This is a genomic window from Cellulophaga baltica, from assembly GCF_018861125.1.
Lineage (GTDB): Bacteria > Bacteroidota > Bacteroidia > Flavobacteriales > Flavobacteriaceae > Cellulophaga > Cellulophaga baltica_A.
Map to the genome: position 1 here is coordinate 1 of NZ_JAHKQN010000033.1, position 16,485 is coordinate 16,485.

The following is a 16,485-nucleotide window of genomic DNA, read 5'->3' on the forward strand; positions in this document are numbered from 1 at the left end:
TTGTAATATCAATAGTAGGAACCAATGCTTCAACAGTTATATTTACAGTAGCTGTAGCAGTATCATTATTAGCATCAGTAATTGTATAAGTGAACGAGTCAGCTCCAGCATAGTTAGTTGCAGGAGTATATAATACTATATCATCTGAAGGGTCATTTGGTGTAGCATTATTATCTACAGATACCGTACCTCCATTTGTAGTAGTTGTACTTGGTAATGTTATTTCTCCTGAATTTGAGCCATCTCCACCAAAAGTATCTGCACCATTCCCATTATCAGCTAAAACATCAATACTATTATTAGTTGTGTTTTGTGTGATTGTAATAACATCATCTTGAGCAGAAGGAGTACTGTTAGCTCCAACAATTATAGTAACAGAAGCAATATCGCAATTGGTTGCGTCTAAAGCGTCACATATTTGATAATCTACTGTGTAAGTGCCAGAGGCTGTGCCACTAGCAACATCAACTGAGCCATCATTATTAACGGCTAAGGTTCCATTATCTACAGGCGTTATAGTGACATCTGTAGGATTGAGACTAGCACCATTAAATTCGTCGTTATCAAAAACATTTAAGACATCGGTTACTCCTGTAAATCCTTGTACAGCAGTAATTGTTGCGCTATCACTTATAGCATCTACATTGTTTATAACAGATAGTTCGGCTTGAGCTTCTTCAGGACAAGCATTGTTATCGTGAGAAACTAATACTTTGTAGATATTACCATCCATAGCTAATGTTACGCTTGAAACAGTTAATGTACTGTTGGTTTCACCAGAAATATCAGAAAAACTAGTTCCAGAATCAGTACTTACCTGCCATTGGTAACTTAAACCTGCATCAGCATTAACATCATAAGTTGGAGTGCCAGAAGTATAAGATGAAGCATCTAAAGCAGAAGCAGTTACAGAAAAAGTTGCATCACTACCTACAGTTTCTTCTTGATCTGATGGAGCTGTATCAATACTAGTTTTCGAAGCAGTTGTTACGCTTGTTGTAGTGTCTGTATATGCTGTGTCTGCACCTGTTACTTGACCATCAGAATCGTAACCTGTACCATCAACTTCTCCGTCATTATCATCATCTATATGACCTGCCTCAATAGCATCATTACAACCGTCGTTATCAGAATCGTCATCTAAATCATTGGTTATACCGTCTCCATCTGTATCAATATTACATTCAGCTTCCAAAAATATATCAAATTGTGATTGCCCATTACCGTTACTAAGAACTTCAAACTCAGTTGCACTACCAATAGAATCCCAAATAAAATCTCCTCCAGCTGAGTTGTTATTTTCGATGCTATTTGTAATTCGAGCTACTCTAAATTCATTAGCTATACTATTGTCTTCAACAAATTTAGTAGCATCTAGGGTTGTTTTTTGATTATACTGAGTACCATCAATAGATCTAACGCCGTCATATTTATCGGTACCAGTACCAGATATAGTACCACCGTGAACTACACGAACAGTTACATCTATACTTCCTGTTGATTCAAATTTAGGTACTGCAGAACTAGTTGTATACCATCTTCCTCCAGAATGAACGTTCGTGTTGGTTAACGTAATTACAACACTTCCTGCAGGGTAACCGAAATTAGCGCTAAGATCTTGATTTGTGACATTATTTCCTGCTGTATTATTTGTTAACCCAAAATCTGCAGGTGTAATTTCAACAAAACCTAAACATTCATTTGAGTCTAAAATACCATCATTGTCGTCGTCTAAATCAGTGGTGTCTCCAATGCCATCACTATCATTGTCAGCATCTACATATAATGTAGCACTATTTGTATTTTCTATACAGATATTGTCAGTATGAGTTACTACTAGGGAATACTCATTGCCATCTAGTCCTGTTACATCACTAATTGTTAGAGTAGGAGGTGTAGCACCTGAACCAGAAGTATTTGAATATACTCCAATATCTGTAAGGTTTACACCATTTTCTTGCCATTGATATATTAAACCTGAGGAAGCATCAGTTTCTCCGGTTGTGTAATCAGGTGTCGTATTTGGTGCTGTACCTGTAAAAGTTTCTGTACTTGTAGCAGTTGCACTTGTTATTTCAAAAGTTGTACTACCACCAGTAATTATTAATTGATCAGTTAATGCTGTAGCATCTATATTTGTTTCTGTAGCCACAGTTTCATTTCCAGTTGCACCATCATAACCATCAGTTATACTTCCGCCTGTGGTTACCTGTCCATCAGAATTAAAGCCGTCTCCGTCTAAAATACCATCTACATCATTATCTGTACCACCAGATTCTAAAACATCATTACATCCATCATTATCTGAATCTAAATCTAAATAATCTGGTGTACCATCTTCATCTGTATCACAAACTACATTAGGAGGATAAGAATTTGTGAATGGTACGTTACTCCATGTACTTCCTCCATCAAGACTCCACTGTAATATTGTTCCAGAGAGCGCACGACCATCTTGATTGGTTAATAAAACTTTAATGTAGTTGCTTGTAGATGCAGGAACAAAAACAGGTGTAGTAGCTCCATTTCCTACTTCTTGACCAATGAATCTATAATCTGAAGCATTTAATGTTGGATTATTAGCTCCGTCATGTGCAACATATAATTGTTGTAAAGTGTATCTACTACCAATAACTCTTAATTGTGGTAAAGAACTTGGACCAGTTGTAGCTGGTACTTTAATTAATGCTTCTGTTATTATGTAATTTCCTGTTGGATATGCTGTATTTGTAGATCCATAATTTGGATCAGAAGACTCATCATCAACTTTAAGTCCTTCATCAAAACTTAAAACAGTTCCTCCATCACTAGAACTCACTTGTGTTGTTAAGTTTGTTACTGTAAAATCATCATCAGGAGCATAGTTAGGCTGTAATACAATATTGTTAAATCCTCCATAAGGTTCTGTTATTTCAACTCTCCAATCAGGACCTAATGAACCTCCTGCCGCTGTAACCCATGGATCTTCAGCTGTTTCACTATATGAAAATAAAGACCAATGTTTCACTGCAAAACCATTTTCAGTTAGACATGATAAATTTTCATCAGTATCTAAAATACCATCATTGTCATCGTCTAAATCAGTAGTATCTCCAATGCCATCATTATCATTGTCTGGATCAATATTTAGTGTAGCACTATTTGTATTTTCTATACATACATTATCAGGGTGTGTTATTACTAAATTGTATACGTTACCATCAAGACCAGAAACTTCACTTATTGAGAGTGTATTTGTGTTTGTACCGCTATAAACGCCTCCGTCACTTATATTTGAACCATTTTCTTGCCATTGATATTGTAAGCTACTACTTACATCAGTTTGACCAGATGTATAATCAGGAGTACCGGGTGTGGTATATGTTACAGTACTTGTTGCAGATGAACTAGTTATTGTAAATGTTGTACCATTACCTTCTACAACAGATTTATCTTGTAATGCAGTAGCATCAACACTAGTGACTGTGGCAATTTGAAATTTATTTCCTGAAGGGGAAGTTGTAGTTTGTGGTGAAGTATTGTAAGAAGATCCTGTTACACCTGCAGCAGTCACTAAACCATTAGTATCTACATCTGAGCTAGTAATCACAGCACCGTAAGTTCCGTCACTATTACTATCAGTACCAGAAATACCATATGCTTCATCTGCATCGTTACAACCATCATTATCACTATCAATATCTAAATGATCAGCAGTTCCGTCACCATCAGTATCAATTGAAGTAAAAGTAGCTCCAGTAGCTACTAAAGTAAAGTTATCGACAAAAACCCCTTCATGAGATCCTGAAGTAGGTGTTAATAAAATTCTGTCTATGTTAGAAGATGGTGTAAAAGTAAAAGTTGCAGAACTCCAACCAACAACATCATAAAGACCAGCAGACCCCATTTTAGCTTGATAAGTAATACCAGGGTTTCCTGTAGCTAAATCGCCTTCTATATTTCCATCTTGATATAGATCATTAAGATCAATATAGTCTATATCAGAATAATTAGGTACACCATCTCCATCATCATCTCCTTCAATAGCTATATCATCGTTTAAAGTATAAAATTCAATCTCAACTGGAGGTGTATTATTAAGGTTGTTGTCAAAATCATAAGCAGCTAAATCGAAAGAAAGGGTATATTGAACACCTGCTTGTAAAGGGGTTTCTAAATTATGTATTAACACTTCTCTGGTATCTGCACTGTCTTCATCGTAGGATGAATCATTGTTTCCATCACCGGAGTGAAAACCAACATAATAACTACCATCTGATGCTGCAAAATCACTTCTTGTTGCGTTATCATATAAATCTCCGGTACCCCAAACGAGATCCCAATCATCTACAGCAATACCTACATTTCCTGTTCCTGGCCCTAAAAAAGAGCCACCTCGAGAGTTCCCTATCGTAGGATCATTATTTTCAAAACTTGGATTTGCTAGATAGTTTGTTACTGTTTCAGAATACCCTTCATCAGTATCTAGAATACCATCATTATCATCATCTAAATCAACAGAATTGTCAATGCCGTCACCATCAGTATCTTGAGCATTTACATGTTGTTGTAAAAAGAAAAGGATAAAAAATATAGAACAAATTTTTAAAGTTTTTGAAAAGTTGAAAAGCTTAAGTTTTTTCATTGAAATTCAAATTTGTGAGTTGGTTGCGTATGAAATATTGATCAATAATAAATGAACAGTGGTTTATGGATATATAATTGTTGTGAATCCTTATTTTTTGTAGGCATATTCCTTAATAGTGTGTGTAGGAATATTACATATTATAAAAATATGTAATTTCTTACAAATAAAAAACTAAAAACTATTTAATGTTAAAGAATACTTAATGAGTAAATTTTTGCAGTATTTATTAATAAAAGATGTTAATATTTGGTATCTGATTAGCATCTGTTTATATATTTGATAATACTATATAAAATTTAGTTTTTTACTTGTTAAATAAAATGAAGAAGAATCGAAAAGAGTTGTTTTTTGAAGAAACATTAAAGTTGGTTGTGCAAAAAGGATTTAAGGCAACTACATTACGTGATATAGCTCATAAATTAGATTTTGAAGTAGCTAATGTGTATAATTATATAGATTCAAAAGAATCTTTTTTAGAGGGCTACCTTTTTAATACAATGGATGAATTTTGTGGCTATTTAAATAATATTGTAGATTCTTCATACACACCTGTAGAGAAATTAAAATTTGTAATATCAAAACATGTGCAGTATACTATTGCACACCCTTATATAGTAGCGCTTTTTATTTATGAATGGAGAAATTTAAAAGAACCTAAATTAACTGAATTTAAAGATAAAAGACAAGGTTATATTGATACCGTTAATACCATTATTAAAGCAGGTATTAAAGATGGTGACCTTAGAGAAATGGATGATGAATTTGCAACCTTTATGGTAATGTCTTCAATGCGTTGGTTATTTTCATTAGTAACAAAAGAAAATGTCACTATAAACCCAATAGAAATTGAGAAGCAAATGACTGACTTTATTTTTAAAGGAATAGGAAAGTAAGGTTTAGTTTACTAATCCTATTTTTTTTGCTTTTGTTATCATATATGCATGAGCAGCGTCATATTCATTAGGTATTTCACCTTCTAGTATCGCTTCTTTAATAGCTTCTTTTAAAATACCAATTTCTTTTGATGGCTTTAAATTGAAGGTTTTCATAATTTCTTCACCTGTAATGGGTGGCTGAAAGTTACGTACATGGTCACGCTCTTCAACTTCAATTATTTTTTTGCGAACAATTTTAAAATTGTTCTTATATCGTTTTTGTTTTTTAGCATTTTTGGTTGTGATATCAGCTTCACAAAGTGTCATTAATTGTTCGATGTGATCACCAGCATCAAAAATCAACCTTCTTACTGCAGAATCAGTAGCGTAATCTTCAGCAAGTACAATTGGTCTAGAGCTTAAAAGTACCATTTTGCGAACAAATTTCATTTTATCATTTAGTGGCATTCGCAACCTCTTAAAAAGTTTGTACACCATTTTTGAACCTATAAATTCATGACCATGAAATGTCCACCCAATTTTTTTATCAAACCTTTTGGTTGGTGCTTTACCTATATCATGTAAAAGCGCAGCCCAGCGTAACCAAACATCATCGGTGTTTTTTGATATGTTATCTACTACTTCAAGTGTATGCCAAAAGTTATCTTTATGTCTTTGCCCTTCAATTTCTTCAATGCCTTGCAATGCCGTAAGTTCAGGTAGAATATAATTTAATAAATCTGTTTTGTGTAATAATGAAAATCCTAAAGAAGGTACTCTGCTGGCCAATATTTTATGTAGCTCGTCAACGATACGCTCTTTTGATATTATTTTAATACGATTTTTATGTTCTTTAATTGCATTTAATGATGCATCAAATATTTTAAAATCTAATTGCGTAGCAAACCTTATAGCACGCATCATTCGTAAAGGATCATCAGAATACGTAATACCAGGCTCTAAAGGCGTTCTAATTATTTTCGAATCTAAATCTTTTATTCCATTAAAAGGGTCTAATAATTCTCCGTAATTTGATTTGTTTAATGATATGGCAAGTGCATTTATGGTAAAATCTCTTCTTTTCTGATCGTCTTCAAGAGTACCGTTTTCTACAACAGGTTTACGGCTATCGCTATGGTAACTTTCTTTACGAGCACCCACAAACTCTAACTCAATATCATTATGTTTTACCATAGCGGTACCAAAGTTTTTAAATACAGAGACTTCAGGTTTACCGTTTAATTTGCTAGCAACTTTTTTAGCCAAGTCAATACCGCTACCAATGGCAACAATATCAATATCTTTTGCTGTGCCACGTTTTAATAAATAGTCACGTACAAAACCACCAATAACATAACAGTCGACACCCAACTCATGTGATGCTTCTGATATAATTGAAAAAATAGGGTTTGATAGTGCTTTTTCGTGATTTAAATGCGTCATGCTATTCTCGGATAATTTTTACGGTTCCATCATTTCCGAGCTTAATGATGGATGATGGTTTGCCTGAATGTTCGTCTCTTTGCAAATTTACTACATAGTCTACACCTTTTAAAATTGCACCACTAATTTCTTTAAAAGTTTGTGGTGTGGGTTTACCTGCAATATTTGCAGATGTTGAGACTATCGGTTTTTTAAATTTATTTATTAAATATTGGCAAAACTTATCAGAAGCAACTCTAATTGCTATTGTATTATCAGATGCGATAAGGTTTTTAGCAATACCAACAGGGTTGTCATAAACCATAGTCGTTGGTTTTTCGGCAATATCAATAATATCATATGCAACTTCAGGTACAACTTTTATATGCTTTTCAAGCATAAAATCATTTGCTACAAGACAAATCATTGTCTTGGTATTTACTCTTTTTTTAAGCTCATAAATTTTGGCTACAGCTTTTTCATTTGTAGCATCACAACCAATGCCCCAAACAGTATCAGTTGGGTATAAAATTAGACCTCCATTTGATAAAACTTCAATACACTTATTTATCTCGTCTTGCATTTTCAAAATTTAAACATGCAAAAATAAGACATTTCGTAAAATAGTCCCATACTTAATGTTTTCAATACAATTACAATAAAAAGGACAATCTTTTAGTTACACATAGTGTAAACTTACTATTAAATAAAAGTTAGCAGTATAGATTTGATTTTATGAAGGAGAAATTATCCGTTTTTATAACCACTTTTAATGAAGAGCGTATTTTAGATATATGCTTAAAGCAACTTTTGTGGGTTGATGAAATTGTAGTTGTAGATTCCGGAAGTACTGATGCTACTGAAAAAATATGTAAAAAATACGGAGTTAAGTTTTTACATAAAGATCTTATTGGTTTTAGTGAGCAAAAACAATTTGCTATTGATAATACCACTAACGAATGGGTTTTGAATTTAGATGCAGACGAAATATTATCAAAAAGAAGTATTGAAGAAATTAAAGAAGTTATAAAAAAAGACTCATCAATAAATGGTTATTACCTAAAACGTAAACTCGTTTTTTTAGGAAAAGTATTTAATTACGGGCCAGAAAGTAAGCAGTATTTATTACGATTATTTAAAAAAAGCCATGCTAAATATAACGGTAAAATGGTCAATGAAGACGTAATTATTAATGGAGAAACCGCAAAACTTAATGGCGATTTTTTACATTTTACTGCTCGATCTTTAGAGTCATATTTAGCAAAACTCACCAAATATGCAGTAGTTTGTGCTGAGAATAATTATTTGAAAAATGTAAAATTCTCCATGTTTCAAATTTTTATAAAAGTAAACTTTGAGTTTGTGAAAAAATACTTTTTTGAGCTTAATTTTTTAAATGGTAAAGAAGGCTTTTACTGGTCATTAATAACAGCGTATTATTCCGGATTAAAAAGAATAAAAACGAATGAGCATTACAAAGAAGTAAAAAAGAAATTGCTTTTTTAAACTTAATTGGTCTTTAAATTAAAATACTTTATAACGTTCAACCATTGCGCTCTATTTTTATCTTGTCCTATGTTTGTTTTCTTTAGTGATTGCTTTTGAGAGCCCATTATAGGTATTGCACCTTTTGCTCTTTTCTCAGCTAAAATAGAATCAGTTTTTGCTAATAAACTCATAGCTTTAAACCATAAATCATCTGCCTTGGGTGTTAATTTATTCATTAATTCAATATCAGTAACAGTAGTAGATAAAGAATTTACAGGGTATAATGTGCCTGCAGAACCAATAGGTAATAAAGCCGTAGTTTTTATAATGTGATCATATGATGTTGGCCATTTTTTGTAAGGTAATAAAACACCATTATCATCATAAGAAATTATTCTACTTTGGTTGGTGATTATTTTATTTGGGTTTTTTAGATGTTCTTGATACAATAAATACAACCAGTTTTTTTGATACAATAAATCATCATCACAAGTGACAATAATTTCCGATGGAAATTTAAGTAAGGAAGGAACAAGCTTTACATGAGGCGAATCTAAAGGAGTAAAACAAATTTCAAATAAATTACCTTCAAGGTCTTTTAATTTTTGAGGTACAGCCCCTTTATTGCTCTCATGGAGCCATAAAACAATTTTTTTAGGTTTATGTTTTTGAGCTAAAATACTTTTTACACTTAAGTGGACAATTGATAGCCTTGTAGGTATTGTTGTAAGCGAAACAATAACAGGTAGTGTGTTACTATTATCATTGCACTTTGTATTGCTTAATAAAGATAATTTTAATGATTGGTATATAGATTTAGGTATTTGTTTTACTTTCATAAAATATTATATAGTAGCGAATAATAATTTTTCTGTTTCACTAATCATTTTTTCCATTGAAAATGTTGATGAAATTCTTTCTTTTTGTTTTTTTGAATCAAACTTAATTTCACCTGATTGTATTTTTGTAATAGCATCAGCCATTGTATAGGTATCTTCAATATCTGTTAAAATACCATATTTGCCATAGTCAAGTAGTTCGCAACTACCGTCAACTTTTGTTGATATTACAGGTTTTCCGTGACTTAGTGCTTCATTAAGAACATTTGCCATACCTTCAAATCTTGAAGGCAATAAAAACAAGTCAATACTATTAAAAAAAATACTAGAATCGGCTAAATACCCTAAAAAATGTATTCTATGTGATAGTCCTGCATCTTTAATTTTAGTTTTAATCTCTTCTTCTAAAGGGCCTTGGCCAATATGAATAAAATGTATGTTTTTGGGTACATTTTTAATAATTTCAGGTAAGAGGTCAAATCCTTTTTGATAGCTAAATCTTCCTGCGCACCCTACAAAAAATATATTTTCAGATTTATTTTCAACAAGATTCAGTTTTTCAATAGTATTCTCAGGTATTTGAAAACCATTATAAATTCTAAATAAATTACTGTTATTAAAATAAGAGGTAGTTTCTAAAAGGTGTTTTTTTAATGAGTCGCTATTTACAAGCACTTTTGCTTTTAAAGTATTAAAAACTAATTTGTATTTTATACTTGTTTTAATTTTTCTTTTAATCCCGAGGTATAAAATGGTATTAGAGACTTTTGAAAAGTGAGCAGCTAAACTAACCAACCACCAATCTTTTTTTAAAGCTACAAAAACAGCTTTGGGTTTAATTGTCTTTAATAGTTTAATATAGTTGAAAAGTGTGAAAATGTTTAAATCGTTTCCTCGACTATTAATTTGAATTATTTCAACATTTTTTAAGCTTTCAAATTTTGTAGTAAAATGATTTTTTAAAAGAACGATATGCACTTTATAACCTTTGTCTGCTAAAAATTTAGCTCTTAGTAATACATTTTTTTCTACGCCTCCCCATGTCTTTGAGGGACAAAAAAAAACTACTTTATCCATACTCTTGTTTATTAATGTAAAGATAAACGATTAACTTTTATATTTTTGCAAACTAGTTTTGGTAATTTATGGAAAACATTAAAGTTTCAGTAATAGTAAGCACATATAATTCAGAGGAATGGCTTCGTAAAGTTCTTTGGGGCTTTAATTTTCAAAATTTCAAGAATTTTGAAGTTGTAGTTGCTGATGATGGTTCTGGCCCCAAAACTAAGGAATTATTAGCTCAAATGTCAGAGGAAGTTACTTTTCCAATTGTACATGTTTGGCAAGAAGATGATGGTTTTCAAAAATCACGAATTTTGAATAAGGCTGTTTCGGCTTGTAATGCTGATTATATTATAATGACAGATGGTGATTGTATTCCTCGTGAAGATTTTGTGCAAGTCCATTATTTAAATAAATCTCAAGGATATTTTATATCTGGAGGTTACTATATGTTACCTATGAATATATCTAAAGCAATTACTTTTGAGGATATTAAAAAACAAAATTGCTTTAATATTCAGTGGTTGCGAGAAATGGGAATTCCAAAAACATTTAAAAACAATAAACTTACTTCTAAAGGTATTATATCTAAAATTTTAAATTTGATAACACCAACAAATGCTAGTTGGAATGGACATAACTCATCGGGTTGGAAAAAGGATATTTTAAATGTGAATGGATTCGATGAACGTATGCAATACGGAGGTCAAGATAGAGAGCTTGGTGAACGTTTGTTTAATTTCGGGATAAAATCTAAACAATTAAGATACAGTGCAGTATGTGTGCATTTAGATCATAAGCGTGGGTATAAAACACCAGAATCAATTGCGAAAAATAAAGCAATTCGTAAACAAACAAGAGATGAGAAATTAGTATGGACCTATAATGGCATTACTAAATAATGGGTTAGTTTATTTTTGCTTTCTAGCTTTTTTAATTCTTTACAATACTCAAGAACACCTAACGCATTTAAGTAACAAATAGTTAAACCTTTTTTACCATCTAATATTCCTAGGCGAAGTATATAGTGGTTGAAAAATTTCCAAAAAGGTTTTAATACAAATAAGATATAAGAAAATTTCTTTTCTTTATAAAACGCTTCTTTAGCTTTTAAACGACCGTATTTAAGCATTTTTTGCTTGTAATCCTCATAATTTTTATAACAGAAGTGTATAAGTTTTTCTTTTAAAATACCAGAAGTGCCGTTAACCTCTAGAGTTTCATGCACTATTTTTTTATCAGAAAATTTAGCTTTACTTTTTCTGAATAAACGATAATTTTTATCTGTTTGCCAACCACTATAGTTTAGTGGATTGTTTTCAAACATAAACTTTCTGTAAAACCAAAAAGCTACTTTTTCAGTATTTGAATTAACAGTTTTTGTAATTTCTTCTTCTAATTTTTTCGGAATTACTTCATCAGCATCTAAAAAAAGTATCCAATCATTAGTAGCTTGTTCTAACGTAAATGATTTTTGCGAAGTGAAATTAGTAAAAGGCCTTTGTATAACTTTAACCTTTGGGTGGTTTGCTAAATATTCATATGTGCCATCCGTACTGTATGAGTCAACTACTATTATTTCATCAGCAAATAGTATAGAATCAATACAATTTTTAATATAGCCTATTTCATTATAAGTTATAATCAAGGCTGATATTTTTTCTTTTGGTTTTGGCATAAATTTTAAAAGGCTACTTACTTTTAAGATTCAGGAATTTTAATATGGTTGCGTAAAATACCTATGTTTTTTAATAAACGTAATTATTTTTCAAATAGTATATGATTGACATACTATTCTTACAAAACAAAATTATGATTTTTTAGTTTATTTATGGTAGTATCTATTAGAAAAACTAGATTTTAATTTATTAATTTGAATACTGTAATTAATTAGCTTACAAAATTATCAATTCTGAATTATTTATGTTAATCTGTAATTATTGAATAAAAAAAGCATCTTATTTTAAACCTAAAAATAAGATGCTTTTCAATAAGATTATAACAAATTAAACCGCTACATCATACTCACGTAATGCATCGTTTAATGAAGTTTTTTTGTTAGTACTTTCTTTACGCTTACCAATAATTAAAGCACAAGGTACTTGAAATTCTCCAGCTGGGAATTTTTTAGTATAACTACCAGGTATAACAACTGAACGAGCCGGTACAGCACCTTTAGTTTCTACTGGTTCATCTCCAGTTACATCAATAATTTTAGTACTCATCGTTAAAACAACATTAGCGCCTAAAACAGCTTCTTTACCAACTTTAACGCCTTCAACTACAATACAACGAGAACCTAAAAAAGCTCCGTCTTCAATAATTACAGGAGCAGCTTGTAAAGGCTCCAAAACACCACCAATACCAACACCACCACTTAGGTGAACGTTTTTACCAATTTGAGCACAACTACCAACTGTAGCCCAAGTATCAACCATTGTTCCTTCGTCAACATAAGCACCAATATTTACATAACTAGGCATTAAAATTGTACCTGGAGATATAAATGCACCATGTCTAGCCGTAGCACCAGGAACTACACGAATACCTTTTTCTTTATAACCTTTTTTTAAAGGCATTTTATCGTGGTACTCAAAAATACCAGCCTCTAGAGTTTCCATTTTTTGAATAGGGAAATATAAAACAACTGCTTTTTTAACCCATTCGTTTATTTGCCACCCATCAGCAGTAGGTTCAGCACATCTTAACTCCCCATCATCTAATAAAGATATTACAGAACGTATAGCATCTTGTGTATCTTTTTCTTTTAACAAATCTCGGTTGTCCCAAGCTTTTTCTATTTGTTGTTGTAATTCACTCATCTTTTCATCAAATTTTCAGCAAATATAAGCCGAAGTGGTTAATTATTGAACCTACATTTATAGTTATAACAATTTATCCTTTATTTTTGCCAAAAATTAAATGAATGGGAAGGGTTATTGCTCTTGATTTTGGTAAAGTAAGAACGGGAGTAGCTGTTACTGATGAGTTAAAATTAATAGCTTCAGGATTAACAACTGTTGCTACAAAAGAATTATTAGTTTTTTTAAAAGAATATATTTTAAAAGAAAACGTTGAGATAATAGTCGTTGGAGAACCAAAGCAAATGAATAATGAAGCTTCTGAGTCAGAAGCTTTAATAGCTCCTTTTTTAAAAAAATTAGCAGAGGCATTCCCACGAATATCTATTGAGCGTCAAGATGAACGATTTACTTCAAAAATGGCTTTTCAGACAATGATTGATAGTGGATTGAAAAAGAAACAAAGAAGAGATAAAGCACTGGTTGATGAAATTAGTGCTACAATAATATTACAAGCATATTTAAATAGAATTTAAAAGTATATGATATTACCAGTTATAGCTTACGGTGATCCCGTTTTAAGAAAAGTAGGTAAAGATATTACAGCAGAGTATCCAAATCTAGAAAAATTAATTGATAATATGTGGGATACCATGTATAACGCTAGTGGTGTTGGTTTAGCTGCACCGCAAATTGGCTTACCAATTAGAATGTTTGTAATTGATGCAAGTCCTTTTGCAGATGATGATGACTTATCTGCTGAAGAAAAAGAAGCTTTAAATGGCTTTAAAAAAGTTTTTATCAATGCAAAAATTGAAGAAGAAACTGGTGATGAGTGGACTTTTAATGAGGGGTGTTTAAGTATTCCTGAAGTAAGAGAAGATGTAAGCAGAAAAGAAACAATTGTTATTTCATATTTAGATGAAAACTTTAAAGAACATAAAGATACTTTTGGAGGTTTATTGGCACGTGTAATTCAGCATGAATATGATCATATCGAAGGTGTTTTGTTTACTGATAAGTTGTCAAGTTTAAAAAAGAGAATAATCAAAGGGAAATTAGGTAATATATCAAAAGGAAAAGTAAGTGCGGACTACCGTATGAAGTTTCCTGATGCTAAAAAAGGTAGGTAATCTAGTTTTTTTATTACAAAAGTTTAATATTTGCCCAGAAATTAAAATAATACATGAGTTTAGATAAAATTTTATCCATAGGAGGAAAACCGGGATTGTTTAAATTATTAACACAAACAAGAGCAGGTTTTGTAGCAGAGTCGTTATTAGATGGTAAAAAAATTACTGTTAGTTTTAAAAATAATGTAAGTGTACTTTCTGAAATTGCTATATATACATTAGAGGAAGAAGTTCCTTTAAGAGAAGTGTTTTTGAAAATTCAAGAAAAAGAAGAAGGAAAAAAAACAGCAATTAGTCATAAAGATGACAAGCTAAAATTAGAAGAATACTTTTTTGAAGTACTACCTAATTATGATGAAGACAGAGTTTATGCAAGTGATATTAAAAAAGTAATTCAGTGGTATAATATGCTACATGAACAAGGTATTACAGATTTTGCACCAGCTGAAGAAGCAACTGAAAAAGAAGCTTCTACCGAAGAAGGAGAATAAGTAGAAAATATACTATTTTAAAAAAGGCAAAAGATATAGTTGTATATCTTTTGCCTTTTTTTGTAACATGCATTAAAATATTTTGGCTCATCGATACTTTTATGTTTCTCGTCTACAATAGATTTACCATGATGGAGTTTGGGTATTTTGTTTTTTATAAATAGGTGAATTTTGGTAAATAATTAGAACCATTGTCTTACATAAAAATAGAAAACAGCTATGGAATATAAACATCTTGAATTCAACAACGAATTAAGAGGAGCTTTTTTTGATATGGCTTATTCGCCGTTTGTAATATTAAATGAAAATTTAGATTTCATTGATATGAATAGGGCTGTAGAAACAACTCTGAATATTGAAAAAAGTGATTTTTTGGGAAAAAATATATTGACATTTTTTCCAAAAATCAAAGACAATGGAAGGCTTGAGATGTATAAAAGCGTTTTAAAAACAGGGGAGCCTATAGGTTTTGATGATGTTTTATTAGAGACAAGTGAAGGAACTTTAAATTTTATAATAAAAGCATTCAAAATTGGTAATTGCTTAGGTATAACCACACTAAATGTTACCGGTTTAGCAAATACAATTGATCAATTAAAGAAAACGAAAGTAAATTTAGAGGCTACGAATAATAAATTAAAGCGAAAAAATGAAGAGCTTGAAGAGTTTTCATATGTAATGTCTCACGATTTGCGAGCACCATTAACAAACATGGGAAGTTTGTTTAAAATGCTTATGGAAACAAATGGCATCACAGAAGAAGGCGCTCCTATTTTTGAAAAAGCTGTAACCGTTGGTAAGTTAATGTGTGAAAAGATAAAAGCATTGAATAATGTTATGTCAATTAAATCTAACGTAAATTCAAAAGAAGAAGAAATTAAATTTATTGAAGTTTTAAATAAGTTTAAGACTAACAATTCTGAAAAAATTATAGAGAATAGAACAATTATTAAAGAAGATTTTTCTTGTGCTCCAATAATAAAATACAATAATCTTCAATTAGAAAGTATTATTCATAATTTAATTTCTAACGCTATTAAATACAAACACCCTAAGCGTAAACCAGTTATCAATATAAAAACCAAAATTGAGAATAATAAAATAAATTTAATCGTGAAAGATAACGGTATTGGGTTTGATGATACTGTTGATAAAGACAAAATTTTTGGTTTGTTTAAACGTATGCACGATCACGTAGATGGGTTAGGTGTAGGTTTGCATATTATTCATTCAGTAGTAGTAAATAATGGTGGCAATATAGAAGTAAAAAGTGAATTAAATAAAGGGACCGAATTTAAAATAACTTTCTAATGACTAATCAACCTAAAAAACTTTTCAAAATTCTTTTGGTAGAAGATGATGAGATAACAAACTTTATAACCACTAGTAGGTTAAATGATTTAGGGTTTAAAAACGTTCAAGCTGTATTAAACGGTAAATTAGCATTAGATTATTTAACTACCAATTGTCCAGACCTAATTTTATTAGATTTAAATATGCCAGTAATGGGTGGATTTGAATTTTTAGAGCTAAAAAACAAACAAGGTTTATGTGAAAATGTTCCAATAGTAATTCTAACATCATCGAGTAGATCTTCTGATAAAGATAAAGTTACAAATTTCACAACTGTAATCGATTATTTAGAAAAACCATTAAGTGTTGATAAAATTCGAGAGCTTCTAGAAAAAATAACTCAGTCTTAAAATTGCAATTGTTATAGTCTTTAAATTGTTGTTTGTCTATTATG

Annotated in this window: 15 protein-coding genes; 8 read left to right on the forward strand and 7 right to left on the reverse strand. The window is 31.0% G+C overall.

All coding sequences use genetic code 11. The features are described 5' to 3' along the window. The coding region (locus KO500_RS15555) for a beta strand repeat-containing protein (protein ID WP_252732572.1) at positions 1-4,624 on the reverse strand (4,624 nt) is incomplete at its 3' end. Between the two features lie 323 nt (positions 4,625-4,947). On the opposite strand from KO500_RS15555, the gene KO500_RS15560 reads away from it, so the two are divergent. Further along, complete coding sequence (locus tag KO500_RS15560; RefSeq protein ID WP_215957484.1) at positions 4,948-5,520, forward strand: TetR family transcriptional regulator; 573 nt, start codon at positions 4,948-4,950, stop codon at positions 5,518-5,520. A gap of 3 nt (positions 5,521-5,523) precedes the next feature. Here KO500_RS15560 and KO500_RS15565 read toward each other — a convergent pair whose 3' ends face one another. Then, positions 5,524-6,945, reverse strand: coding sequence for a CCA tRNA nucleotidyltransferase (locus KO500_RS15565; protein WP_215957485.1), 1,422 nt, complete (start codon positions 6,943-6,945; stop codon positions 5,524-5,526). Between the two features lies 1 nt (position 6,946). Further along, positions 6,947-7,507: an L-threonylcarbamoyladenylate synthase gene (locus KO500_RS15570; protein WP_215957486.1), complete on the reverse strand. Its 561-nt coding sequence runs from the start codon at positions 7,505-7,507 to the stop codon at positions 6,947-6,949. Between the two features lie 152 nt (positions 7,508-7,659). On the opposite strand from KO500_RS15570, the gene KO500_RS15575 reads away from it, so the two are divergent. Further along, positions 7,660-8,430, forward strand: a complete 771-nt coding sequence (locus KO500_RS15575; protein ID WP_215957487.1) for a glycosyltransferase family 2 protein — start codon at positions 7,660-7,662, stop codon at positions 8,428-8,430. 2 nt (positions 8,431-8,432) lie between these two features. Here KO500_RS15575 and KO500_RS15580 read toward each other — a convergent pair whose 3' ends face one another. Both KO500_RS15580 and KO500_RS15585 read right to left on the reverse strand, forming a co-directional pair. Then, the gene (locus KO500_RS15580) at positions 8,433-9,251 is read right to left on the reverse strand and encodes a zinc-binding alcohol dehydrogenase (protein WP_215957488.1); all 819 of its coding nucleotides are present in this window, start codon (positions 9,249-9,251) and stop codon (positions 8,433-8,435) included. Positions 9,252-9,257: 6 nt separating this feature from the next. Further along, entirely contained in the window at positions 9,258-10,328 is a 1,071-nt protein-coding gene (locus KO500_RS15585) for a glycosyltransferase (protein WP_215957489.1), read from the reverse strand. Between the two features lie 68 nt (positions 10,329-10,396). On the opposite strand from KO500_RS15585, the gene KO500_RS15590 reads away from it, so the two are divergent. Next, a complete protein-coding gene (locus KO500_RS15590) occupies positions 10,397-11,215 on the forward strand; it encodes a glycosyltransferase family 2 protein (RefSeq protein ID WP_215957490.1) in 819 nt (272 codons plus the stop codon). Here the strand turns inward: KO500_RS15590 and KO500_RS15595 are convergent. Both KO500_RS15595 and KO500_RS15600 read right to left on the reverse strand, forming a co-directional pair. Then, a complete protein-coding gene (locus tag KO500_RS15595; protein ID WP_215957491.1) occupies positions 11,194-11,991 on the reverse strand; it encodes a glycosyltransferase family 2 protein in 798 nt (265 codons plus the stop codon). The two genes, KO500_RS15590 and KO500_RS15595, sit on opposite strands and share 22 nt — an antisense overlap. A gap of 328 nt (positions 11,992-12,319) precedes the next feature. Continuing rightward, positions 12,320-13,135: a 2,3,4,5-tetrahydropyridine-2,6-dicarboxylate N-succinyltransferase gene (locus KO500_RS15600; RefSeq protein ID WP_215957492.1), complete on the reverse strand. Its 816-nt coding sequence runs from the start codon at positions 13,133-13,135 to the stop codon at positions 12,320-12,322. 104 nt (positions 13,136-13,239) lie between these two features. On the opposite strand from KO500_RS15600, the gene ruvX reads away from it, so the two are divergent. The 5 genes from ruvX to KO500_RS15625 all read left to right on the forward strand — a co-directional run bounded on the left by ruvX (position 13,240) and on the right by KO500_RS15625 (position 16,441). Further along, the gene (ruvX, locus tag KO500_RS15605) at positions 13,240-13,650 is read left to right on the forward strand and encodes a Holliday junction resolvase RuvX (protein ID WP_215957493.1); all 411 of its coding nucleotides are present in this window, start codon (positions 13,240-13,242) and stop codon (positions 13,648-13,650) included. 6 nt (positions 13,651-13,656) lie between these two features. Next, positions 13,657-14,247: a peptide deformylase gene (def, locus tag KO500_RS15610; RefSeq protein ID WP_215957494.1), complete on the forward strand. Its 591-nt coding sequence runs from the start codon at positions 13,657-13,659 to the stop codon at positions 14,245-14,247. Between the two features lie 53 nt (positions 14,248-14,300). Continuing rightward, positions 14,301-14,738, forward strand: coding sequence for a DUF5606 family protein (locus KO500_RS15615; protein WP_215957495.1), 438 nt, complete (start codon positions 14,301-14,303; stop codon positions 14,736-14,738). Between the two features lie 219 nt (positions 14,739-14,957). Continuing rightward, positions 14,958-16,049 (forward strand): sensor histidine kinase, encoded by a 1,092-nt coding sequence (locus KO500_RS15620; protein ID WP_215957496.1) that lies wholly within the window; start codon positions 14,958-14,960, stop codon positions 16,047-16,049. Then, entirely contained in the window at positions 16,049-16,441 is a 393-nt protein-coding gene (locus KO500_RS15625) for a response regulator (protein ID WP_215957497.1), read from the forward strand. Before KO500_RS15620 ends, KO500_RS15625 begins: the two co-directional genes overlap by 1 nt. Positions 16,442-16,485: the final 44 nt, after the last annotated feature.